The following is a 23,440-nucleotide window of genomic DNA, read 5'->3' as shown; positions in this document are numbered from 1 at the left end:
GTGCGCGCTCCCGCCGCGGTGCTCTTCGACGTCGACGGCGTGCTGCTCGACACCGGCGACCTGTTCCGGCAGGTGTGGAGCTGCTGGGCGGTCGGCCACGGGCTGGATCCGCAGCGGGTGCTGGCCCGCACGGCCGGCCGCCGCACGGCCGATGTGCTGGCCGAGGTCACCCCGCACCTCGATCCCACGGTCGAACGGCAGGCGCTGGACGCCCTCACCCGGCAACGGATGGTCGAGGTGCGTCCGGTGCCGGGTGCCGCGCCGCTGTTGCGGGCCTGCCGGCACCTGCCGTGGGCCATCGTGACCTCCGGCAGCCGATGGTTCGTGGGCGAGTGCTTCCGCGCGGCCGGACTCCCGCTGCCCGCAGTCGCCGTGTACGACGAGGACGTCCAGGACGGCAAGCCCTCTCCCGAGGGCTACCTCCACGCGGCCCGGCGGCTGGGCGTCGCCCCGGAGCACTGCGTCGTGGTCGAGGACGCGCCTGACGGCGTACGGGCGGCCAAGGACGCCGGATGCACGGTGTTCGCGGTCACCACGACGCATACGCCAGCGCAGCTCGCCGTGGCCGACGCGTGCGCGCCGACCCTCGCGGTGGTGCGTGAGCTGCTGTGGACGGCACGGGACGAGGAGGCGATGGATGACTGACGACATGGTGTTGCGGGTGCGCGGCCTTCGTAAACGGTTCCGGCAGGTGACCGCCGTCGACGGGGTGGACCTCAGCGTCGCCGCCGGCGAGCGGGTCGCCCTCGTCGGGCCCAACGGCGCCGGCAAGACCACCACGCTGATGAGCTGCCTGGGCGCCGTCCAGCCGGACGGCGGATCGGTGGAGTTGCTGGGTCAGCGCAGCCGCCGGGCCCGCCGCTCCGCACTGGCCAGGGTGGGGTTCGCCTCCGGCTACCTGCCGCTCCCACCGCACCTGCGGGTCCTGGAGTTCCTGACGCTGTACGCCCGGCTGTACGGCTCCGCGAGCCCGCGCGAGCAGGCCCGGGCGGGGCTTCGCCAGTTCGACGTGGATGGTCTGGCGAACCGGTGGGGCGCCGACCTCTCCAGCGGGCAACGCACCGTGATCGGTGTGGTCAAGGCGACCATGCACGCCCCCGCGTTGCTGGTGCTCGACGAGCCCACCGCCTCGCTCGACCCCGACGTCGCACTGCGGGTGCGCAACGGCCTGCTCGGCCTGTGCCGTCAACAGGGCACCGCCCTGTTGATCACCAGCCACAACATGGTCGAGGTGGAGCGGCTGGCGCAGCGGGTGATCTTCCTGGCCGCCGGCCGGGTGCTTGTCGACGGGCCGTTGGAGGCGATCGCCGCCCAGCTCGGGCAGACCAGCCTGGAGGACGTGTACCTGCGGCTACAGGAGGCCACCGCGAGCGAGAAGGCCACCAACGCGGGAGCGGCCTCATGAGCACCGACGCGACGGCCGAGACGGCGGGCGGCGCGCTGCGGCGGATCGCCGCCGTGGTGGTCCGGCACTGGTACGTGACCCGGCGCAGCCCGCACCGGTTCCTCGAGATCGGGGTCTGGCCGGTCTTCGACATGCTCCTGTACGGCTCGATTGCGATGTACGTGCGCCAGGCCGGGGGTGACGCCGCGAGCCGTACCGCGCTGTCCGTGGTGGCCGGCATCGTCATGTGGCACGTGGTGTACCAGTCCCAGATCGCCGTCTCGGCCAGCTTCTTCGAGGAGATCTACGCCCGCCAGTTGCCGAGCCTGCTCACCACGCCGCTGCGGCCGGTCGAGTGGGTGGCCGGCGCGGCCCTGCAGGGACTGATCCGCGTCGGCGTGGGTATCGCCGCGGTGTCCGTGGCGGCGGCGCTGCTGTTCCGCTTCGACCTCACCGAATCGGGCGCCGCCATCGTGCCGGTGATGGCGCTGTTGCTGCTCACCGGCTGGGCGATCGCGATGATCGTGATGGGTGTGGTGATGTTCCTCGGCTCGGGGACCGAGACGCTCGCCTTCACGCTGCTGTTCATCGTGCTGCCGCTGTCCGGCGCGTTCTACCCGGTGTCGGTGTTGCCGGAGGCGATCCGGCCGATCTCGGCGGTGCTGCCGACGACGTACACCTTCAGCGCGGCCCGCGCCGTCGCGACCGGCGACCCGTCGCCCTGGGGCGAGATCGGGGTGGCCGCCCTGGCCACCGTGGCGTTGATGGCGGCGGCGCTGGCGTTCGCGACGTTCTCGCTGCGGGTGTTCCAGCGGCGCGGCTTCGTCAGCCGTTACCAGTGAGGGCGGGTGACGGCGATGCTGACGACCACACCGATGCCGAGTGTCACGCCGACGCACGTGACCGCGTCGGAGTACCTCGCTCAGCTCGCGCCGGGCGCGGAACCCGGGGTGCCGCAGTCGTTCGACGGCGACGCTTCGGCTTCCGGCGTGACGGTGCTCATTCCCACCTACAGCCCGCCTGGCGGCGGGCGCACCGACAGCCTGTCGCTGTGTCTGTCCACCGTACTCGCCACCGCGCCGGCCGCCGTCCTGCTGGTCGTCGACAACGGGCTGTCGACGCCGGACGCCCGGATCGTCGGCGAGCTGCTGCGGGGCACCGGCCGCGAGTACCGGATCGTGGCCGCGCCGCGGCTGCCCGGCACGCGCTACACCGCGGCGCAGGCGCGCAACGCGGGGCTGGCGTTCCTCGCCCACCCGGAGGGGGCGGCGCTGCGCCGCCGGTCGCTGCTCTTCCTGGACGACGACACCGCGTTGGCACCCGACTCGCTGGTCCGGCTACAGGCCGTCCTGGACGCGAACCCGCGCGCCATCGCCGCGTGTCCCCGAGTCGTTCCCGTGCCGGACCTCGACAGCTGGCGCAGGCCCCGACCGGGCGGCCAGGCGGTGCCGACCCACGGCTGGCCCGGGTCGGCCGGACCGGTCCCCGCCATCGGGTCGCGGCGGCTGCCCGGCGCGCTCAACGGCGACGGATACGACCTGCTGTCGGTCACCTCCCACGGCAGCCTGATCACCGGACGCACGGTCGGGCTGCTGGTCCGGCAGGACCCGGTGCTGTGGTGGGTCCGCCACCGTGGGCCGCTGTTCTTCGAGGGCACCCCCTACGGCAGTACCGAGGACATGCTCGCGATGGCGGTGCTGTCGCACCTCGGTGAGCTGTGGGCGGTGCCGGCCGCCGAGGTCGTCGACGAGGCGCGCAAGACCCCCGGCGCGACCCGGGCCCAGCAGTTCGCCTGGGGGTACGACCATGCCTGGCTGGCCCGTGCCCTGGCCGAGGCCGGCGCGATCGGCTCCGGGGTCAACGCGCTCGTCTGGCGCGGCACCGGGTGGGAGGAGCAACGGTGCGGCGACTGGGGCCCGTACGCCGGGTTCCTCATCAACCCGGCCGAACTGCGCCTGGGCTACCGCATGCTGCGCGCGATCACCGCGGAGCGGGAGGTGGCGGAGGCGATGTTCAGCGTGGACGCCGACCGGGTGCGGGCCGGCACCCACGCTCTCGGCCGGGTGGTACGACGCTGGCGCGCGGACGCCGACGCGGCGCGGCGTCGGCCACGTCCGGATCTCCCGCCGCTGGCCGACCGGGACTGGGCCGGCCTACGCGACGGCATGGACGCCCTGATCGGCCATCTGGCCGGCAACGTCGTGGGCAGCCTCGACCACGGGCCGTTCTTCCTCTATGGCGCCCGGCAGCCGGCGGTCGCCCCACCTTCTGATCGGAGTACGCCATGAGCTACCGCGTCGGTATCGTCGGAGCCGGCTTCCTCACTCGGCACTCGCTGATCCCGGCCCTGCGCGACATGCCCGGCGGCTGCCTCGTCGCAGTGCTGGACCCGGACCCGCAGGCCCTCGAGATGGCACGCCGGGAGAGTCCGGACACCCTCTTCACCACCGAGGAGGATGCCTTCTTCGCCGTCGCCATGGACGCGGTACACGTGGCCACGCCCAACCATCTTCATGAGCGCTTCGCCATCGGTGCCCTGGAACGCGGCCTCGCCATCGTGGTGGACAAGCCGCTGGCGCACACCGTCGCGTCCGGACGGAACATCGTGGCCGCCGCGGCGACCGCCACAGCTCCCGCGATCGTCGGGTACATGTCGAAACACAACATCTACAACCGGGAGGCACGCCGCCTGGTGGCTTCGGGCGCCATCGGCACCCCGCAGGCGATGGTCGCGGCCCGCCTCGGATGGCGTAAGGACGACTGGCGCAGCAGGCCGGCCGAGAGCGGCCTGGGCTGCCTGGCCGACCTCGGCATCTACCCGGTGCTCACCGCGATCGACATCTTCGGTGCCGACCCGGTGCGCTGCCAGGCCGCCGCCTGGCCGGTGGGCGACCCGACCCGGACGGATCTCTACGCGCAGGCCACGCTCTGGTTCGACGACCGCCGGTACCTGCACTTCGAGACCGCGGCCACCTTCCACGAGCAGCCCGCCTCCGCCGAGGTGGCGAGCTACACCGTGGTCGGCGACGCCGGCATCATCCAGGTCACGGGGGCCTGGCAGATGGACGGCACCGGCGCGTTGCAGATGTGCGACGCCTCGGGTTGGCACCCGGCCGCCCGGTTGGTGCCGACCGACCCGTACCGCAGCCAGTACGAGCTGCTCGCCCGGTGTGCGGCCGGCGAGCCGGTGCCCGGCGAGGTGGGCCTGGAGCGTGGGCTGCGTGACCTGGAGATCCTGTACGCGATCGCGGACACCGCTGCCGCCGGGGCGGGTGCCGCCGCTGTCCGGCTGTCCGGCGGCGCGCCGCTGGCCGAGGCCAGGTGAGTGGCGTGCGTCCGGTACTGCACAGTTACGCACTGCGCGACTACCCCCTGGAGCACGTGCTGCGGGTCGCCGCCGCCGACGCGTGGCCGGCGATCGAGCTGTCCTCGTGGCACTTCGACCCGGAGTTCGATGCCGACAACGTCCGCAACGGCATCGCCGCCGCCGTGCGGACCGGTCGCCGGTACGGCGTGGAGGTGTTCTGCGCCGACTACTGGGCGGTCTTCACCGCCGCTGACGAGGCGGAACGTGACATGTGGGTGGAGAAGGCGTGTCTGGTCGTCGACGCGTGCGCCGCCAACGGCATCACCCTCGTCAACGGCGCGGGCGGTTGGTTGGTGCGCGACGGGCAGGACTGGGACCGTGACTGGGCGGGCAACGGCAGCGCGTTGGCGTCCGACGTGCAGCTGCAGTGGGTCGCCGACTGTTACCGGCGGGTGGCCACGTACGCGGCCGAGCGGGACGTACGCGTGGCGGTGGAGGTGCATCCCAACACGGTCCACGACACGGTGGCCAGCACCGCCCGCCTCCTCGATCTCGCCCACCATGACAACCTGGTCGTCACCCTCGATCCCGCCAACGCCGCCGCGATCGGTGCCGACGACCGCGACCCGGCGGTGATCGACCTGGTGGCCGGCCGGGTGGCCTACTTCCACCTGAAGAACTGCCTGATCCGGGACGGTGCCACCGATTTCACCGTCGACGCCGCCGCCGGAGTCGTCGACAACTACCGGTGGCTGGCGCGGCTGGCCCGGATACCGGCGGTGACGGAGATCTGTGTGGAGTACTGCGGCGACGGTGATCCGCATCCCCGGCTCACCGCCGGCCGCCAGTACCTGGAGGACACCCTGCGGCTGGTAGCCACCGACCGGACCTAGCTCCGTCAGACGGTGGAGGCGGCTTAGGTCAGCGGGATTTCCGCGTCGCGGGGTCGCTGAAGCGGCCGTTCAGGCTTACTCGACGTACGCCAGCTGCACGAGCGTCGGGCGACGACCGCGACGCACCAGCCGCCCTCGACCCGGAGGTTGGACGGAAAGATGGGTCTGCGGCCAGAGCTGGCCCTCCTGCCGCTCACCCGAGAGCAGCAGGCCCGTGCAGCCGACCTCCTTCATCCGCTGCGGCACCGGCTCGTGGACCGCTCGGCCGGCGCCCCCGCTGCGCCGCGCCACCACCAGGTGGAAGCCGAGGTCGCGGGACTGCGGCAGGAAGTCCAGGAACGGCGCCAGCGGCCCGGCCCCGGCACCGGGAAGCAGGTCGTAGTCGTCGCACAGCACCACGATCTCCGGCCCGGCCCACCACGAGCGGGCGCGCAACTGCTCGACGGTCAGCGTGTCCGGGGGCAACCGCCGGCGAACCTCGCCGGCGACGCCCTGCACCAACCCCTGAGCGGCGCTCGCGGTGCCCGCATACGCGCCGCGATACGGCTCGGGTACCACGTCCAGCATCGTTCGCCGTAGGTCGATGACCGCGAAGACCACCTGGTCATCGGTGAACTGCGCGGTCAGATCCCGTACCAGGAGCCGCAGCAGCGAGGTCTTGCCGCTGGCCGCGTCGCCGAAGACGAGCAGGTGCTGGTCGGTGCCGAAGAGATCGAGCATGGTGGGGCGCAGCTCGGCCTCGTCGAGCCCGAGCCGGACCCGCCCGTCGTGCGGCATCCCGGTGGCCACTTCGGCGTATCCGATCATGGTGGGCAGCATCCGGATGGCCGGGGCGGTCGGCCCGGTCCAGGCCGTCGCCACCCGGGACACCAGATCGTCCAGGCCCTTCGGCAGCGTGCTGACGTCGCCGCTGCCGTCGATGCGCGGTAGCGCGACGTGCGCCGACAGGGCGTCCTGGGTCAGGCAGCGGCCCGGGGTGTCGGCCCGCAGGTTCTCGGCCGCCTGCCGTTTGATCGTCGAGTCCAGCGGGTCGTTCAACCGGAATTCGATCTTCGAGCCGATCACCGCCTGGAGCTGCATCCGCAGGTCCGCCCAGCGCCCGGCGGTCAACACCAGGTGTACGGCATAGCCGAGCCCCCGTGCGCCGATGTCCTGCACGAGGTCGGCCAGATCCTCGAACTCGGTCTTCAGCACCGGATAGTTGTCGATCACGAGTACGACGTCGGCGGCCGGCAACTCGGGCAACCGCCCCTCCCGGTGCATTCGCCGCATGGTGTCGATCGAGTCGATCCCACGCGCGGCGAAGAGCTCTTCCCGCTCGGCCATCAGCATGCTGACCTCGGAGACCGTCCGGCGGATCCGGTCCGGGTCCAGCCGGCCGGCCACCCCGCCGACGTGTGGCAGCCCGGCCAGCGCGTTCAGCGCCCCACCGCCCAGGTCGACGCAGTAGAACGCGATGTCCTGCGGGGTGTGGGTCAGCGCGGCGCCGGCCACCAGGCTGCGCAGCAACGTCGACTTGCCGGTCTGCGGCGCACCGAGCACGCAGACGTGCCCGCCGCTGCCGGAGAGGTCCAGCACGAACGGCTCCTGCTTCTGTTCGGTGGGCCGGTCGAGCAGACCGACCGGGATCCGTAGTCGTCCGCGCCGTTCCACGGGGGCCACCAGGCCGTACGCCGGATCGACCGCCAGCGGGCCGGTGACGGCGTCCAGCGGCAGCGCGGCGGGCAGCGGCGGCAGCCAGATCCGGTGCGCCTGCCGCCCGTGTTCGCGCAGTCGGTCGACCACCACGTCCAGGGTGCTCGGTGCGGTCACCCTCTCGTCGTCCGGCTGCGGCTCGTCGGTGGTCAACGGTTTCGGCAGGTGCCGGGCCACGTTGTACATCAGGAAGACCACCGGGTCGGGTGCGGCGTCCACCACCTCCTCGCCCGCCGGCGGCCGGTACGTGTCGGAGACGTACGCCGCCTTGAACCGCTCGAAGACCGTGGTGTCGACCTTCAGATAGCCCGAACCGGGCAGCGACGGCAGCCGGTACGCGTCGGGCACCCCCAGCACGGTCCGGCTCTCCTGCTCGTTGAAGGTGCGCAGCCCCAGCCGGTAGGACAGGAACGACTCCAGCCCGCGCAGCCGACCCTCCTCCAGCCGTTGCGAGGCGAGCAACTGGTGGATCCCGATCGACCGCCCGATCCGGCCGATGGCGATGAACAGCTCGATGAAGTCCGGCTTGGCGGTCAGCAACTCGCTGAACTCGTCGATGATCACCATCAGGTTCGGCAGCGGCGGCAGCGGTCGGCCCGCGTCGCGCCGCCGGTTGTACTCGGTGATGTTGGCCAGTTGTCCGGCGTCGAGCAGGATCTGTTGCCGGCGCTTCATCTCGCCCTGGATCGCGTCGTGCAACCGGTCCACCAGCCCGGCGTCGTCGGAGAGGTTCGAGATCATCGCCGAGGTGTGCGGCAGGTGCTCCAGCCCGGCGAAGGTGGCCCCGCCCTTGTAGTCGACCAGCACCAGGCTCAGCCGTTCGGGCGGGTGGGTCATCGTCAGGGTGAGCACCAGCGTCCGCAACACCTCGGACTTCCCCGAGCCGGTCGCCCCGACGCAGAGCCCGTGCGGACCCATGCCGCCCAGCGCGGCCTCTTTGATGTCCAGGTACGCCGGGTTGCCGTCCGGGCCCACCCCGAACGGCACCCTGAGGAAGTCCGGCAGCAGCCGGGGCGCCCACAGCGCGGACACGTCGTAGCTCGCCTCGTCGACGATGCCGAGCAGGCCCCGCAGGTCGACGGTGGCCTCCAGCGGGGTGTCGTTCGTCGTGTCGGCGACCAGCCGCAGCGGCGACACCCGCCGGGCCAGCAGCTCCATCTCCGGCAGGTCGAGCCGGTCCACCGTGCCGGCCGGCGCGCCGCGCGACCGCTCCCGCCGGGCCAGGATCTCCTCGGCCCTGCTGTCGGTGACCTTCCGCAGGTCCTGCACGGTGACCCCGTCGCCCTCGCAGCGCACCCGGACGTCCACGTCGGACGGCTCGAACTGCTGGTCCTCGACCAGTACCACCACCGCCATGCCCAGGTCGGCGGGGTGCAGGCCGGCATCGAGGTGGCCGAGCGGGTCGGCCCGTCCGGCGGAGATCTGGTCGACCACCACGACCAGCCGACCGCCCCGGAACCGGTGTTGCGGATTGCCGAGGCGGCGGGCCCGGTTGACCTCACCGACGCGGCGGGACAGCTCGGCGGCGAGCAACGACGCCAGGGCTGCCGGCTCTGCGGCGACCAGCCGCTGCGGGGCCGGGCCGTCGTACTCGCTCGGGTGCAGGCAGTGCGGCAGCCACTTGAGCCAGTCGAACTCCGGCCCGGCGGTGCCGCCGAGCAACCAGGCCAGGCGTACGTCGTCCGGGGCGTGCAGGGTGACGAGCTGCGCCACCAACGCCCGGACCAGGTTGCGGGTGGCGGCCGGGCTCCCGACCACCGAGACCACGCCGGTGACCGGCACCGCGACCGGCATGCCGTCGAGCAGCCGGTCCCGGTCGACCACCAGCCTGGCGGCGGCGAGGGTGAGCGGGTCCAGCTCGACCAGCGGGTTGTGTTCGTCGGCGGCGAGGGTGATCCGACGCCGGAGGCGGTCCTGCCCCTGCCCGACCCGCAGCACCAGGAAGTCCGGGTCGGTCAGCCGCCGTTCCCACCGCCGGTGCGGGTCGCGGAGCAGATCGGGCAGCACCTCCGGGGCGGGGTGCCGATGCCGGGCGGCGGCCCGCTGGGTCGCCGCGTCCGCCCGGATCTGGTCGCGTACGCCGTCGATGTACTCCAGGTACCGCTGCCGTTGCCGGGCGAACCGGCGGGCCGCGCCGGTGCGTTGGGTGACTAAGGCGGCGATCCCCCCGAACACCGTGGCGATCAGCATGCCGAGCCCGGCGATCATCATGATCGGGTTCTGGTTGGCCATCATCATGAGCAACATGCCGGTGCCACCCATGATCGGGAGGAAGACCTGCATGACGCCGGCGAACCCGCCGCCACCGTCGGGCATCGCCGGTGGCGAGACCACGTCGAGCGCGGTCGGCTCCGGCTCCGGTGGCAGGACCCGGGCCGGTCGGTGGATCACCCGTTGCGTCATCGCGACCCCTCCCGGGCCGGGCCGATCAGCGCCTCGGCCAGGTGACCGGTAGTGCTCCGACTGCCTAGAGTAGTACCGGTCGACACACTGAGCCGACCGTGCGGGGACGGAGGGTCATGGCAACCCGATTCACCCGGGTGACAGTGGTGGCCGGCGGACGCAGCCTCGACGTCAGCCTGCCGGCGGCCCGCCCGCTGCTGGAGTTCGTGCCGCAGGTGTGCGAGCTGCTCTCGCTCGCCCCCGAGGCGGCCGGCCGCTGGAAGCTGTCCACGGTGGGCGCGGGCGGGCTGGATCCGCTCCGGTCGCTCGACGAGGCCGGGATCATCGATGCCGACACGCTCTATCTGACGCCGCCCGAGCAGGCGCCGCTGCCACCGCTCGTCGACGACGTGGTGGACGAGGTGCAGGCCACCCTGGACGACGACGGCAGCGAGTGGCGGGACACCGTCCGGATGACGGGCTGCGCCGGGTTGGCCGGGGTGGCGGTGCTGACGTTGACGTACGCGCTCACCACCACGCCGGTCCTCGCGTCCGCCGCTGCGGCGATGCTGTTCACGGTGGCGGCCCTGTCGGTGTTGGCCGGCCGCCTGCTTGGCGCGACCGGTGGGACGCTGCTGATCGCCTCGGCGGTGCCGGCCTGGCTGGTCGCCGGCGTGGCGGTGGCTCGGGCGGCCGGCTGGCCGGAGCCGGCCTGGCGCACCGCCGCCGCCCTCGGCGTCGGGATCGGCGCGACCCTGCTCGCCCTGGCCGGCGAGCGGTGGTACGGGGCAGCGTCCGGCGGCCTCGCGGTGGCGGTGCTCGGCGGGCTCGGCACCGCGCTGCTCGCCGCCGGGCTCGATCCGCAGCGGACGGCAGCGGTCGGTGCGATCGTGGTCGTCTTCGCGGTGGGGGTGGCGCCGCAGTTCGCCCTCAGCTCCGCCGGCCTGGTCGACCTGCTGCGCCGGCAGGAGGAGAGCCAGTGGGTCGGCCGGCGCCTGGTCGTGGCGGCGGTACGCCGTGGTCAGTCCGTGCTCTCCGGCACGGTGGTCGGCGTCGCCCTGGCCGCCACCGCCGCCTGCGTGGTGCTGCTGACCGGGCCGGCCGGTGTCGGCGCGCTGCTCGGTGGGGTGCTGGGACTGGTGTTCGCGCTGCGGTCGCGGGTCTTCACCCGGCTGGGGCAGGTGCTGCCCATGCTCGTCCCGCCGGTGGTGACGGCCACCGTGCTGGTGATCGGCGCGGTGCGGCTCGCCGACGCCGACGAGGTGGTCACGGCATGGTCGACAGTGGTCGGCGTCCTGGCGGTGGCCGCGGTGGTGCTCTGGGCCGGCCGGCCGCGCCTGGACGATGTCGGTGCCGCCCGGTTGCGACAGCTCTTCGACCTCGTCGAAGTGGCCGCGGTGGTGAGCCTGGCGCCGTTGGCGATCGCGGTCTTCGGCGGCTTCGACTGGGCGGCCGGCTGAGCCCCTGGCCGAAATCCGGCCGGGGTGAGCCCTCGGCGGCCTGCCGGCCGGTTGAGCCCATGGCTGTCCGCATCCGCTGATCAGGCGATTCGCGCAACCGGCGGGCCGAGTGCGATCAACGGGCCGAGTGCGATCAACGGGCCGGGCGTGGCCGGCGGGCCGAGCGCGATCGACGGACCGGGCCTCAGCGGGTTGGCGGTGATCGGCGGGTCGGTCGTCATCGGCGAGACCGTGGCGGTCGGCGCGGTCGGCTCCAGCGCCCGGTTGCGGCGTTGTTCGGCGAGCAGCCCGCCGATCGTGGTGATCGCCCAGACCGCCACCAGCAACAGCGCGCCGACGACCAGGCTCGCGATCACCGCCGCGTAGGGACGGCGCAGCTCGCGCGGGCCGCGCCGTGATCCGTGCAGCAGCGCGGCCTTGGCGGTGGCGGTGCGCAGCGCGTGCGCCTCGACCACCACCCGGTCCCGGCCGTCAGCCATGGTCGCGCCGGTGCTGGCCGTCGGCTGCGGTCGGGCCGGTCCGTCGCTCAGTCATGGCCGGGGCCGGCTCCGTCCCGCCGGTGTCCGTCCGGCTTGTGTCCGTCCCGCCGTTGTCTGTCCGGCCGGTGTCCGCCCCACCGGTGTCCGCCCCACCGGTGTCCGCCCCGCCGGTGCGCGCCACGTCGTCCGGACCGGCCGGGGCGATGCTGCGGCCCACCGCGACGATCACGTCGTTGAGGACCTGTTCCAGCTCCGGATGCGGCGTCGCGGCGCTCAACACGGCCGTCCAGGTGGTGCCGGGCAACGGCAGGAACAGTTGCAGCACCGTCGAGCGCACCCGGGTCAGGCCGCCCGGCGGCACCGTGGACGCGACGTCACGGTGCAGCAACCCCGGCCCGATCGGGGTCTCGACCTCCTCCACCGTGCCGGTGCGCGGCAGGATCTGTCGGACCAGGGCGAGGCCGGCGGGCTGGGGCGCGGAGTCGAACCAGCCCAGGTGCAGCCCTGCACTGCCGACCGCGCCGGTGGACATCCGACCCAACTGGACCAGGCTCAGCGAGGTGCCGGCGCGTTGACAGTCGGCGACGAGCTGTTCGACGAAGTCGAGCGCGGCCCGGCGCTCGGCCGCGCGCAGCCGCTGGCCGAGGAACCGGTCGTCGACCAGCCGGACGGCGTTGCGCTGCCAGGACTCCGGATGGGTGTCGAGCAGCGCCCAGTCCGACGGGATCCCGATCCGCCACGGGAACCCCGGATGCGGCGCGTGGGGGTTGAGCTTCAGGTCGTGCGCGGGCAGTGGGTCGAGCATGGAGACGTCACTCATGCCGTGCCCTACGGGCCCTTCGGACGCAGCGCGGTGGCGACCTGGTTGTCGAAGTCGGCGACCATCTTGCCGATCGCGCTGGAGAGTCCACCCCATTCGCCGATGTTGTTCATCAACTCCAGCAGGCTGGTCTTCCACTCGTCGCGGAAATCGGAGATCGAATCCTGGATCTCGGAGTGATCGACGGTCAGGCCGGCGCAGTCGACCACGCCTCGGTGGTCGGTCTCCAATTGTTCTCCCAAGGTGGTGAGATTTCCACCTAGGCCCACTAGCGTCGCATAGGGATACTGAACATAGGACATTCGCACCTCCCCAGCTGTCGCGCAGCAAGGATAACAACTCTCGTCTATGTGGGAGCGCCGATGACCGATGTCCGACAGGTCGGGCGGATGATGCTGCGTGCTCTCGACCCCCGGCTCACCGCCCTGGTGCGGGCCGAGCGGCACCGCGCGGCGATCCTCTCCGCCCGGCTCCGGCCGGCGACGATCGCGGTGGTCGGGCCGGGTCCGGGCAGCGGGCGTTCGACCGTGGCGGCCCTGGTGGCCACGGTGCTGGCCCGGCATCAGGGCGCCGGGGTGCTCGCCGTGGACGCCGGCCATGGCGGTGGCCTGCACACCCGGCTGGCGGTGCGGCCCGGCGGGTCCACCCGGGTGGTGCTGACCGGTCTCGGTCTGCGGGGCGAGACCACCGGCCGCCGGCCGGTCGTGGGCCACGGGTGGCTGCGGGAACGTCTGGCGCTGGCCGAGCGGGCGATGCTGTTGGCCAGCGATCCGGACGACACCGAGCCGCCGGTCACGGCAGCCGAGTTCGGGGCCGTCTCGGCCGCCCTCGGCCGGTGGTTCCCGGTCCGGGTGGTCGACACCCCGCCGTTGACCTCCGATCCGGTCGTGCCGGCCGTGTTGACCCGGGCCGACCGGGTGGTGCTCGTGGGGGTCGACGACGAACGCGGCCCCGGACGGCTGGCCGACTGCCGGTCCTGGATCGCCCCGCTGCTGCGCGAGCCCCTCGACCGGATCGGCGTGCAGGTGCTGGTCCGCCGGGACGGGCCGCCGGTCGACGCCGTGGTCCCACCGGCCGGCGGGTTCGGTGGTGTGCCGACCCATGTGCTGCCGTTCGACCCGGCGCTGCGGACCGCCGGTGCGCTGCGCTGGCCCGAGTTCGCCGACGCCACTCGGGAGATCATTTCCGAGATTACTGCTCAACTGCTGTCAAAAATGCGCTAGTGAGGTGGTCAGGGATTCGGCCAGCATCTATGTTCGGATGAACGCGGATCGGGCTCACGGGAGGCTTCGATGGGTGCGAAGTTTTCGATCACCGACAATGCCGTAAATCAGCATTCCTCCAATCTGGACACTTCGGTCGCCGCGCTGAACAGTCAGGCGCGATCTTTCATCAGCGCGATCGAGCCGCTGCCCGCCGTCTGGAAGGGGTCGGCGTTCCAGAGTTGGGACCAGCTCACCCAGCGGTGGAACACGGCGATGGCCGACCTCAACAAGGCCTTGACCGACATCACGGGGCGGGTCGGCTCCGCCGGGCAGCTGTACGACACCTACCACTCGGAGCAGACCAGCCAGTTGCAGTCGACCATGGGGTCGGCCAACTGGGATGGCGCCAAGTTCCGGGCCTGACGGAAGGGTCACGGGTTCATGGCTGACGTCTTCAGTTACGACGAGTCGACCGCCGGATCGGCGCAGGGCGACATCGCCTCGGTCGCCAACGGGGTCCAGGCGAGTCTCGACGACCTGACCAACTTCGTCACCCGGGTCAAGGCCAACTGGGAGGGCGACGAGATGGAGATCTACAACGGCATCCAGACGCAGTGGAACACTGCGGCGGACACCGTCAAGCAGATCCTCGACTCGGTCAAGCAGGCCCTCGGGCAGACCACCACCTCCGTGCAGGAGATGCGCGGCCAGGTGCGGGGCACCCTGCAGGGCTGACCCGCCATGCGGCGGAAGCGTCCGGCCGCCGACCAGATCCGGACGCGTCACCTCAGCACGCTGGCGCTCCACGGGCGGCGTACGAGCGGCCCTACCCGCGTGAGCACCGGTTGGCGTGACTGGCATCCAGGCGTGGACGCGGGGAAGGTCCGGGCGAGATGGCTGAGTTTCCAGCGCATCTGTTCAGGATGGAAGGCGACCCGTCGGCGATCCGTTCGTCGGCGACCACATGGCACAGTTTCGGGTCGGCGGCGACGCAGGCCGCCAGCCAGATCACCGGTCTGGACACCAGTCAGTTCGTCGGGCCGGAGGGCGACCTGTTCCGGCAGGGGCTCAACGCCCAGATGCCGGCGCACCTGCGGATCACCGGCGACGCGTTCGGCAGGGTCTCCACCGGCCTGACCGCCTTCGCCGACAAGCTGGCCTCGTTGCAGGACCGGATGCGTCCGCTGGCGCAGCGTGCTCCGGCCCTGTGGGCGGCGTTGCAGGGTGTCCGGGGCCGGACGGAGCGCGCGGCGGAGGCCGACCGACGGCACCAACAGGAGCTGGCCGACCGGCCGCCGGAGGACAAGGCCACCACCGAGCCCGACCCGTACCGCTCGGACAGCGGGCCGGCCGGGGCGGCGCTCTCCCAGGCCCAGCGCGACTGGGACGAATGCGTCGGCCAGGCCGCCGCGCTCCGCACCGAGCTGTCCACCGCCGTCCGGGACTGCGTCCGGGTGGTCAACGAGGCCAAGGGCCTGCGGTTCAAGGAGAACCCGAAGTGGTGGGACCTGAAGGGCCGGGCCACCAACTTCATCCGGGACAACCAGGAGCTGCTGCGACAACTCTCCGGCGCGTTGAAGATCGTCTCCCTGGTCGCCGGACTGCTCTCGTTCATTCCGGTGCTGGCGCCGATCATGGGTCCGATCGCCATCGCGGCCGGCGTCGCCGCCCTGGTCATCGACGCCTCGCTCTACGCGGCCACCGGCAAGGGCAGTCTCACCGACCTGCTGATCGACGCGGCGCTCACCGTCCTGCCCATCGGCAGGATCCTCAAGCTCGGCAAACCGGTGCTGGCCCTGGCCAAGCGAGGGTTGCCGGCGCTGGGCAGGGGCCTGGGCAAGGCACGCTCGGCGATCGGGAACCTGCCCCGTCCGAGCATTCCCATGGGGGCGCGCAAGTGCGCCGGTGACCCGATCGACGTGGCCAGCGGCGAGGTGGTCCTCACCCAGACCGACGTCGAGCTGCCCGGCCTGCTCCCGGTCGTCCTGAGCCGTAGTCATCTGTCGTCCTATCGGCTCGGCCGGTGGTTCGGGCCGGCCTGGGCGTCCACCCTCGACCAGCGCATCGAGGTCGACGACGCCGGGGCCTGCTTCGTCAGCGAGGACGGGATGGTCCTGACCTACCCGTCGCCCACCGTTGCCGAAGAGCCGGCGATGCCGGCCGAGGGACCACGCTGGCCGCTCACCCCGACCCCCGACGGCTACCGCGTCGACCAGCCCGAGACCGGCCACAGCCTGCACTTCCAGCCGGTGGCTGAGCACCCGGAGCCGGAGGGGGACGGGCAACCCGTCCAGGTGCTGCCGTTGTGCGCCGTCACCGACCGCAACGGCAACCGGATCGACCTGGAATGGCAGGCCGGCGAGATCACGGAGATCCGGCACACCGGCGGATACCGCATCGCGGTGGACACCCTGCGTGGCCGGGTGGCGGCCCTGAGCCTGCTCGGCGCGGATCCCGCCGACGACGCCTGGACGCTCGTCCGGTTCGGCTACGACGAGGAGGGCCACCTCGCCGAGGTGGTGAACGAGTCGGGGCGTCCACTGCGGTTCACGTACGACGACGAGGGGCGGTTCACCCGCTGGCAGGACCGCAACACGCAGGAGTACCGCTACACCTATGACGAACAGGGGCGATGCGTCGCGGCCGACGGGTCCGGCGGATATCTGGCCGCCCGGCTGCACTACGACCCGGCGGCGCAGCAGACCACCGTCATCGACTCACTCGGCCACCGCACCGTCTACCAGCTGAACGAACGTGGGCAGGTCCAACTGCTCACCGACCCGCTGGGTAACGCCTCGGCGGCCACCTGGGACCGGTTCGACCGGAAGCTGACAGAAACGGATGCTCTAGGGCGAACCACTCGTTACTCCTACGATGACGACGGGAACCTGGTCGAGGTCACCCGCCCGGACGGTGCGCGGGCGACCGCCACGTACAACGAGCTGCGTCAGCCGGTGGTCGTCACCGACGTCGACGGTGCGGCCTGGCGGCGCGAGTACGACGAGCGCGGCAACCTGACCATGGTCACCGATCCGACCGGCGCCGCCACCAGCTACGCCTACGACGAGGCCGGGCACCTCACCGAGGTGACCGACGCGCTCGGCGGCGCCCTGCGGGTGACCACCGACCCGGCCGGACTGATCAGCCAGCTCACCGAACCGACCGGCGCGGTGACCAGCTACCGACGCGACCGCGCCGGCCGGGTCACCGCGCTCACCGACCCGGTCGGCGGCGTCACCCACCTCGGCTGGACCGCCGAGGGACGGCTCGCCTGGCGGCGCACCCCGGACGGGGCGAGCGAGGAGTGGACCTACGACCCGGAAGGCAACCTGGTCACCCACACCGACCAGACCGGGGCGACCACCGAGTGCGAGATCGGCGCCTTCGACCTGCCGGTGGCGCGTACCGGGCCGGACGGCGCGCGGCTGACCTTCGACTACGACACCGAGCTGCGCCTGACCACGGTCACCAACCCGCAGGGGCTGACCTGGCACTACGACTACGACCCGGCCGGGCGGTTGACCGCCGAGACCGACTTCAACGGCCGCGTCCAGACGTACACCCATGATGCCGCCGGTCAGGTCGTCGCCCGGACCAACGGTGCCGGCTCCCGGATCGACCTGGTTCGCGACCTCACCGGCAACATCGTCGAGAAGCGCACCACCGAGGGCACCACCACCTTCGGGTACGACCCGACGGGTCGGCTGCTGCGCGCCAGCTCACCGGAGGTGGACCTCCGGTTCGAGCGCGATCCGCTGGGGCGGGTGCGCGCCGAGATCCGGGACGGGCAGGCGGTCACCTCGTCCTACGATCCGCTCGGCCGGCGGACCCACCGGCGTACCCCGTCGGGGGTGGAGAGCGCCTGGGAGTACGACGCCGGTCACCGACCGGTGGCGTTGCGCACCGGCGGCGCGACGGTCGGTTTCACCCACGACGCGGCCGGCCGGGAGACCCGGCGGGCGGTCGGCAGTCTCGCCCTGACCCAGAGCTGGGACGCCAACCACCGACTGCTCTCCCAGGTTCTCACCGCGAGCCACGGTGGTCCATCCGGGGTGCCCGAACTCGTCGCCCACCGCGCCTACCGGTACCGCGCCGACGGCTACCTGGTCGGCATCGTGGACCAGCTCACCGGCGAGCGCCGGCTGGAGCTCGACCGGACCGGCCGGATCACCGCCGTGCGGGCCGCCGACTGGACCGAGCGGTACGCCTACGACGAGGCCGGCAACATCGCCAACGCCACCTGGCCCGACGTCCCGGCCGAGGACGGCGATGTCGCCCGGGGCGAGCGTGAGTACACCGGCACCCTGATCCGCCGGGCCGGCAACGTCCGCTACGAGTACGACGCCGCCGGCCGGGTCACCCTGCGGCAGGTCAAACAGCGCTCGACCAAGCCGTCGACCTGGCGCTACGCCTGGGACAGCGAGGACCGGCTGGTCGCGGTCACCACCCCGGACGGCACCCGCTGGCGCTACCGGTACGACGCGCTCGGCCGCCGGGTCGCCAAGCAGCGCCTCGACGCCGACGGCGGCGTGGTCGAGCAGGTCGACTTCGCCTGGGATGGCCCCCGCCTGGTCGAGCAGACCCACCGGGGCGCGACCGGCGACCGCACCAGCACCTGGGAGTACGCCCCCGGCACGTTCACCCCGATCAGCCAGACCGACGCCTCGGCCGACCAGGACGAGGTGGACCGCCGCTTCTACGCGATCGTGACCGACCTGGTCGGTACGCCGACCGAGCTGGTCAGCCCGGACGGCGAGGTCGCCTGGCAACAGCGGACCACGATCTGGGGGATACCGACCCATGTCAGCGCCACGGGTGCCGACTGTCCGCTGCGCTTTCCCGGCCAGTTCCACGATCCGGAAACCGGTGCCTCGTACAACTTCCACCGGCATTTCGGCCCGGAGATCGGTCGGTACCTCTCGACCGATCCGCTCGGCCTCGAAGCGGGCTTCGATCCGCACGCCTACGTCAGCAACCCGAGCCATGAGATTGATCCGTTCGGGCTGGCGCCCGGAAACTGCAACCCGATCAGTCGTGACCAGTCCGACGACATCGCGAAGTACCTGGGCTATACCAAGACCAACAAGCGGTCGGCGGGTGGACCGCCCATCTGGGAGAACAAGAAGGCTCCCTCCGGGGAGCCACGCTATATCACCTGGGACCGGACCGGGCACAAAGGCGGCATCTTCAAGGGGGCCAACTTCCGCGAGCCCTTTCAATCGACCAAGGACTCGGCCCGCGACGGCACATATGACCTGAACGTGTCGTCGGCCGGCGACGTGCTGGGGCTCACATGGGTGGCGAAATGATCGTCGAGTTGGTACTGAGTCCCCGCGACGAGGCCGTGCAGAGCGGGCTTTCCGACGCGCCGGGGTGGAGTGCCTTCGTCACCCAACTGCGGGACACTCTCCGGGAAGTCATGGTGGCGAACAGGGTCGACTCCCTGGAGGTCGACGAGTTGCTGGTGAGCCAACCCCTTCCCGATCGGTATTCGTGCCTGCGGAACGGCGTGAAGGTGGACCCGGGAAAGGCGATCGACCTCATTGTCGGCATGGTCGACGGTCACGGACCCTACTGTCGGTTGTCGAGCGACGAGGGGCTTCATGTCGACGCGGGGTGGGACGGCGCCATGCACCTGTCCATGACGCAGGAGGCGGCCAGGAGCCTGACTGACCTCGCCGGGGGGCAGGTCCAGGTGGAGTGGCGTCGGGTGCGGCCGGAACCGCCGAACGATTCGCGGCCGGTGCGGGCCGCCGCTGACGAGGAGTTCTGGAACGCGGTGCGGTCGGCGGCGGCGGAGGCCGAGTTGACGCTGCTGTGCGAGCGTTGGGCGCACGGAGTCTACGGCAGCAGATGGTTCAGGGTGACGCCGGAAAACGTCACGCGGGTGGCTGGCTCCCTGCGACCCAGGTCTCTCGTATCTGTGGTCACGAACCCGGATCTGCGGCTCAGGGTGGAGATCCTCGACGACGGCTTCGCCGCTTTCAAGGCCCCTCTCCGGCCCGGCGAGTTGGATTCCCGCTCCTATTTCGGTGGGGCGGACAGCCTCGATGAGGTGACGAGTCAGGGATATTCGTTGATGCTCGGCGACTCGGTGCTCTCTCGCTGGTGCGCCGTGGTGCCCGACCCCGACGGTGAAGTGCGCGGCTCCTGGGAGGACTGCGGGGAGAGCTGAGCCCCGCGTATGCGGCCTTCGCGGCCGTCCGCGATGACTGCCGGCCGATTCTCCTGCAATCGGTCGACAATGTCGCCGCGAATCCATCGATGACTGCCGCTTGTTTCGGGTTTCACATTTCTGCTACGGTCGATGTCATGTCGCTTCGGCCCGACGTCAGTCCCGATTCCACTTCGGACGCCGATCAGGAGAGCCGGTCACTTCGCGGGTGGAACGGCCCTGCTCGAAAGAAGATCATTTGGCTGACCGTGCTTGTGGCATTGACGGTGGTGGGCGGCGGCGCGCTCGGTAGCGTGGTCTATCTCAAGTCGGTTGAATCGGACGTCGGGCGGGTGGACGTGTTCACCGAGGTGCCGGCCGAGGCCCGGCCGCCGAAGGCGCCCGAGGCGAAAGACGCCCGGAACCTGCTCGTCCTCGGCTCCGACTCCCGCGACCCGGAGAACACCGGCGGCTCGCGCAGCGACACGATCATCCTGGCCCACATCCCCAAGGGCGGCGCCAGCGCCCAGCTCGTCTCCATTCCGCGCGACACCTGGCTGCACGTGCCCGCCTCCAAGAACGGCCGACACGGCAACCGGGACGCGAAGATCAACGCCGCGTTCGCCTGGGGTGGCGTGCCGCTGCTGGTGCAGACCGTGGAGAAGTTCACCGGCGTACGGATCGACCACGTGCTGATGGTGGACTTCGCCGGCTTCAAGGAGATCGTCGACGCCCTCGACGGCGTGCAGATCGACGTCGAGCGGAGCTTCACCTCCACCCACTCGCTCAACGCCAACGGCCGCCGGGAGTTCGTCAAGGGCCCGCAGACCATGGACGGTGCAGCCGCCCTGGACTACGCCCGGGAACGCTACGCCTTCCCCGACGGTGACTTCGCCCGGATCCGGCACCAGCAGCAGCTCATCCGAGCGGTGCTGGACAGGGCCGCCTCCGGTGGGCTGTTGACCAATCCGGCCCGGCTCGACGACTTCCTCCGGGCCACCGCCGACGCCGTCACCGTCGACGAGACGCTGTCCATTGTCGACCTGGCCACCGAGATGCGGCATCTGCGCGGCGGCAACCTGACCTTCGCCACCAGCCCCAGCAGCGGCACCGGCATGATCGGCAGCGAGAGCGTGGTGCTGGCCGACGAGGCCAAGGCCCGCGCGCTCTACACCGCCATCCGCCGCGACGCCGTCGGCGACATCCTCGCCGCGAGCAAACCCAGCCGGTAGCCGCCGGAACTCCGGGCGGCAGTCGCCCTGGATCTCGTCGGTCGGCGCGAGCATCGCCGTCAACCAGCCGACAGCCGCCGGAACGTCGGCCGACAGCCGCCAGCACACCGGCCGACAGCCGCCCGTGAATACGGACGGGTCGGTCAGGTGGCGCGGAACAGGGGGAGTGGGTGGCCCCGATGCCCGAGCAGGAACTGCTGCGGGTCGGCGTCGAGCACCGAGGCGAGCACCGCCCCGAAGACGTCCCGGAAGTCCGTGGTCGCCCGCAGGTCACCCCGGTCCAGGTCGGTCAGGCTCGGCGGCTCGCCGTGGAAGCCGCCCGCCACCCGCGCCCCGGCCACCAGCACCGGCCCGGCCGTGCCGTGGTCGGTGCCGTCGGAGGCGTTGGCGCGTACCCGTCGGCCGAACTCGCTGTAGACGACCACCGCGACCCGCCGGCCGGCCTCGGTGCCGGCCATCCGGTTCACGAAGCCGGCCACCGCGGCGTCGAGCTGGCCGAGCAGCGCCTCCTGGGCGGCCCGCTCGGCGGCGTGCGTGTCGAAGCCGCCGAGGCTCACCGAGTAGACCCGGGTCGGCACCCCGGCCTCGACGCAGCGGGCGACCAGCGCGAGCTGCGCGCCGAGCGCGCCACCGCCGCCGGTGCCGGTGGCCGTGACGGCCGGGGCCGCGTCGGTCGGGCCGGCGGCCGGCGCTGCCGCCTGACGGACCACGCGGCCCATCTCGACCAGATCGGCGTACGCGGCAGCCGCCCGCGCCTGCATCGCCGGCTCGCCGGCCTGGGCCCGACCGAGCGCGCTCACCATCCCGGGCTCCACCCAGTCGGGCAGCTCGAGCCCCTGGTAGCTGACGCAGGCGCCGACCCGCCGCCGCCCCACCAGCAGGGGTGGGAGCACCGGCTCGAAGCTGACCGCCGCCTCGACCGGGGCCCGGGTGTCGTCCAACCACCTGCCCACCCAGCCGGTGTCGGCCGGGCCGCCCGGTGCCGCGGTCTGCCAGATGTCCATCGACCGGAAGTGGCTGCGGTCCGGCTTCGGGTAGCCGACCCCGTGCACGATGCCGAGCCGACCCGCCGCCCAGAGCCCCTTCAGGCCGCGCAGCGCCGGGTGCAGACCATGGTCACCGTCCAACCGCAGCACCTGCTCCGGCGGGTACGCCAGCTCGGGCCGGGCCGCCCGGTAGGCCGGATCGGCGTACGGGATGACGGTGTTCAACCCGTCGTTGCCGCCGTAGAGGGTGACCAGGACGACGGTGTCCACCGGCTGCCGCGCCGGTGGCCGGCCGGGGCGGGCGGTGTCGAGCAGGCGGGGCAGGGTGAGCGCGCCGGCCCCGGCGGCGAGGGCTCCGGCTCCGAGCACCCCGGAGGCGAGCAGGAAGCGTCGACGGGTGGGCCGGTCCATCTCAGGTCACCTGGTATTCCGGGCTGACCAGCCCGAGGGTGAGCATCAGCCGCGAGTTGCGGGCCGCCCGCAGCACCTGGTATGTCCGGTCGGTCCAGGTTTCCACGCAGAGCAGGTGGGCCACCTCCTCCGGGGTCAACCGCTGCGGGCTGAGCTGGCTGGCGAGCTTGCCGGCCAGCGACAGCTTCAACCGGGCGGCGGCCGAGGTCAGCCAGGCCGCCCCGGCGGGCCAGCCGCCCACGCTGGGTGGGGCGAACGGGCGCTGGCCGAGGCCGCCGAGCCCGTCGAGCAGTCCGACGATCGTCTCCGGTGGCAGGGCGGCCGGGCGCAGCCCGAGCTGTCGCAGCGCGCCGACCAGCCACTCGACCGGCTGCTTGACCATGGTGGCCCGGGTGGACGGGAACGCCTCGTCGGCGAGCATCGTCCGCAGCATCGCCATCGGCTCGGGGAAGACGGCGGCCATCGCCTCCCGGGTGCGCGCCGGGATCGGCCGGGTGCTGGAGCCGTAGCGGTGCCAGAGCCGGGCGGCCACGAACCGGGGGCACGCCCGGTGGGCCAGCACCAGGTCGACCAGGCTGTCGGCGGTGAAGCGACCGGTCACGCCGAGGATGGTCGACTCGCCGTCGTCGTGCCGTCGAGGGTCGAAGACCGACCGCTGCGCAGCGAGGTCGATCGACCACCCGGTCAGCGCCCGGCCGGCCTGGTGCACGTCGGACTCGGTGTACTGGCCGAGGCCGAGGGTGAACAACTCGAAGAACTCCCGGGCGAGATTCTCGTTCGGTGCTTCCCGGCTGTTCAACTGACCGTCCAACCAGTGGACCAGGGCCGGGTCGACAATCATCCGGTGGGCCAGTTCGCGGAAGTCGCGGGATTCCCGCATGGTGCAATGTTGGGTCAACATTAATTGCGGGCTTTTGACCTTGGCGATCGAGGTGGCCCAGTGAGCCTTTCCGCGTAACGGCGTGAGTGCGGTGGGTGGTCGCCGTGGTGGTCGGTGCGGACACGCCCGAACCCGTTGCGGTGCAAGGAAAA

General features: G+C 72.0%; 19 protein-coding genes. 13 read left to right on the top strand and 6 right to left on the bottom strand.

What is annotated here, in order from left to right; translation table 11 throughout:
- Genes ACIG87_RS30245 through ACIG87_RS30220 form a run of 6 tightly spaced genes read left to right on the top strand, consistent with a single transcriptional unit; the run spans window position 1 to window position 5,584 of the window.
- Window positions 1–645 (top strand): HAD family hydrolase, encoded by a 645-nt coding sequence (locus ACIG87_RS30245; protein WP_396855030.1) that lies wholly within the window; start codon window positions 1–3, stop codon window positions 643–645.
- Window positions 638–1,405, top strand: a complete 768-nt coding sequence (locus ACIG87_RS30240; RefSeq protein ID WP_396855029.1) for an ABC transporter ATP-binding protein — start codon at window positions 638–640, stop codon at window positions 1,403–1,405. Before ACIG87_RS30245 ends, ACIG87_RS30240 begins: the two co-directional genes overlap by 8 nt.
- Window positions 1,402–2,226, top strand: a complete 825-nt coding sequence (locus ACIG87_RS30235) for an ABC transporter permease (RefSeq protein ID WP_396855028.1) — start codon at window positions 1,402–1,404, stop codon at window positions 2,224–2,226. Before ACIG87_RS30240 ends, ACIG87_RS30235 begins: the two co-directional genes overlap by 4 nt.
- Window positions 2,227–2,241: 15 nt before the next feature.
- Entirely contained in the window at window positions 2,242–3,672 is a 1,431-nt protein-coding gene (locus tag ACIG87_RS30230; protein ID WP_396855027.1) for a glycosyltransferase family A protein, read from the top strand.
- Window positions 3,669–4,709, top strand: coding sequence for a Gfo/Idh/MocA family protein (locus ACIG87_RS30225; RefSeq protein WP_396855026.1), 1,041 nt, complete (start codon window positions 3,669–3,671; stop codon window positions 4,707–4,709). The genes ACIG87_RS30230 and ACIG87_RS30225 overlap by 4 nt, the downstream gene beginning before the upstream one ends.
- Before the next feature lie 5 nt (window positions 4,710–4,714).
- The gene (locus ACIG87_RS30220) at window positions 4,715–5,584 is read left to right on the top strand and encodes a sugar phosphate isomerase/epimerase family protein (RefSeq protein ID WP_396855025.1); all 870 of its coding nucleotides are present in this window, start codon (window positions 4,715–4,717) and stop codon (window positions 5,582–5,584) included.
- 75 nt (window positions 5,585–5,659) lie between these two features.
- On the opposite strand, the gene eccCa is transcribed toward ACIG87_RS30220, so the two are convergent.
- On the bottom strand, window positions 5,660–9,682 hold the full coding sequence (gene eccCa, locus ACIG87_RS30215) for a type VII secretion protein EccCa (protein WP_396855024.1): 4,023 nt from the start codon (window positions 9,680–9,682) through the stop codon (window positions 5,660–5,662).
- A 116-nt stretch (window positions 9,683–9,798) separates the two neighbouring features.
- Here eccCa and eccD point away from each other — a divergent pair, with 116 nt between their 5' ends.
- The gene (gene eccD / locus ACIG87_RS30210; protein ID WP_396855023.1) at window positions 9,799–11,121 is read left to right on the top strand and encodes a type VII secretion integral membrane protein EccD; all 1,323 of its coding nucleotides are present in this window, start codon (window positions 9,799–9,801) and stop codon (window positions 11,119–11,121) included.
- A gap of 80 nt (window positions 11,122–11,201) precedes the next feature.
- Here the strand turns inward: eccD and ACIG87_RS30205 are convergent, their stop codons facing one another.
- The 3 genes from ACIG87_RS30205 to ACIG87_RS30195 are packed head-to-tail and all read right to left on the bottom strand — an operon-like array spanning window position 11,202 to window position 12,650.
- Window positions 11,202–11,600, bottom strand: a complete 399-nt coding sequence (locus ACIG87_RS30205; protein WP_396855022.1) for a hypothetical protein — start codon at window positions 11,598–11,600, stop codon at window positions 11,202–11,204.
- On the bottom strand, window positions 11,593–12,420 hold the full coding sequence (locus ACIG87_RS30200) for a hypothetical protein (RefSeq protein WP_396855021.1): 828 nt from the start codon (window positions 12,418–12,420) through the stop codon (window positions 11,593–11,595). Before ACIG87_RS30200 ends, ACIG87_RS30205 begins: the two co-directional genes overlap by 8 nt.
- A gap of 8 nt (window positions 12,421–12,428) precedes the next feature.
- Entirely contained in the window at window positions 12,429–12,650 is a 222-nt protein-coding gene (locus tag ACIG87_RS30195) for a hypothetical protein (protein WP_396855020.1), read from the bottom strand.
- 132 nt (window positions 12,651–12,782) lie between these two features.
- Between ACIG87_RS30195 and ACIG87_RS30190 the strand changes: the two genes are divergently transcribed.
- The 6 genes from ACIG87_RS30190 (at window position 12,783) to ACIG87_RS30165 (ending at window position 21,011) form a co-directional block, all read left to right on the top strand.
- The gene (locus ACIG87_RS30190; protein ID WP_396855019.1) at window positions 12,783–13,643 is read left to right on the top strand and encodes a hypothetical protein; all 861 of its coding nucleotides are present in this window, start codon (window positions 12,783–12,785) and stop codon (window positions 13,641–13,643) included.
- 69 nt (window positions 13,644–13,712) lie between these two features.
- The gene (locus ACIG87_RS30185) at window positions 13,713–14,048 is read left to right on the top strand and encodes a WXG100 family type VII secretion target (protein ID WP_396855018.1); all 336 of its coding nucleotides are present in this window, start codon (window positions 13,713–13,715) and stop codon (window positions 14,046–14,048) included.
- Window positions 14,049–14,066: 18 nt separating this feature from the next.
- Window positions 14,067–14,360, top strand: a complete 294-nt coding sequence (locus tag ACIG87_RS30180; RefSeq protein WP_396855017.1) for a WXG100 family type VII secretion target — start codon at window positions 14,067–14,069, stop codon at window positions 14,358–14,360.
- Between the two features lie 158 nt (window positions 14,361–14,518).
- Entirely contained in the window at window positions 14,519–18,934 is a 4,416-nt protein-coding gene (locus ACIG87_RS30175) for a toxin C-terminal domain-containing protein (RefSeq protein WP_396855016.1), read from the top strand.
- The gene (locus tag ACIG87_RS30170; RefSeq protein ID WP_396855015.1) at window positions 18,931–19,800 is read left to right on the top strand and encodes a hypothetical protein; all 870 of its coding nucleotides are present in this window, start codon (window positions 18,931–18,933) and stop codon (window positions 19,798–19,800) included. Before ACIG87_RS30175 ends, ACIG87_RS30170 begins: the two co-directional genes overlap by 4 nt.
- Before the next feature lie 242 nt (window positions 19,801–20,042).
- Window positions 20,043–21,011 (top strand): LCP family protein, encoded by a 969-nt coding sequence (locus ACIG87_RS30165; protein ID WP_396855055.1) that lies wholly within the window; start codon window positions 20,043–20,045, stop codon window positions 21,009–21,011.
- Window positions 21,012–21,154: 143 nt separating this feature from the next.
- Here ACIG87_RS30165 and ACIG87_RS30160 read toward each other — a convergent pair whose 3' ends face one another.
- Together ACIG87_RS30160 and ACIG87_RS30155 are read right to left on the bottom strand one after the other, a co-directional pair.
- Window positions 21,155–22,408 (bottom strand): DUF1501 domain-containing protein, encoded by a 1,254-nt coding sequence (locus ACIG87_RS30160; RefSeq protein ID WP_396855014.1) that lies wholly within the window; start codon window positions 22,406–22,408, stop codon window positions 21,155–21,157.
- Between the two features lies 1 nt (window position 22,409).
- The coding region (locus ACIG87_RS30155; protein ID WP_396855013.1) for a DUF1800 family protein at window positions 22,410–23,440 on the bottom strand (1,031 nt) is incomplete at its 5' end.

It is taken from the genome of Micromonospora sp. NPDC051925 (genome assembly GCF_044548625.1).
GTDB lineage: Bacteria > Actinomycetota > Actinomycetes > Mycobacteriales > Micromonosporaceae > Micromonospora.
The sequence above is the reverse complement of the archived record's forward strand: the minus strand, read 5'-3'. Positions and strand labels throughout refer to the sequence as shown.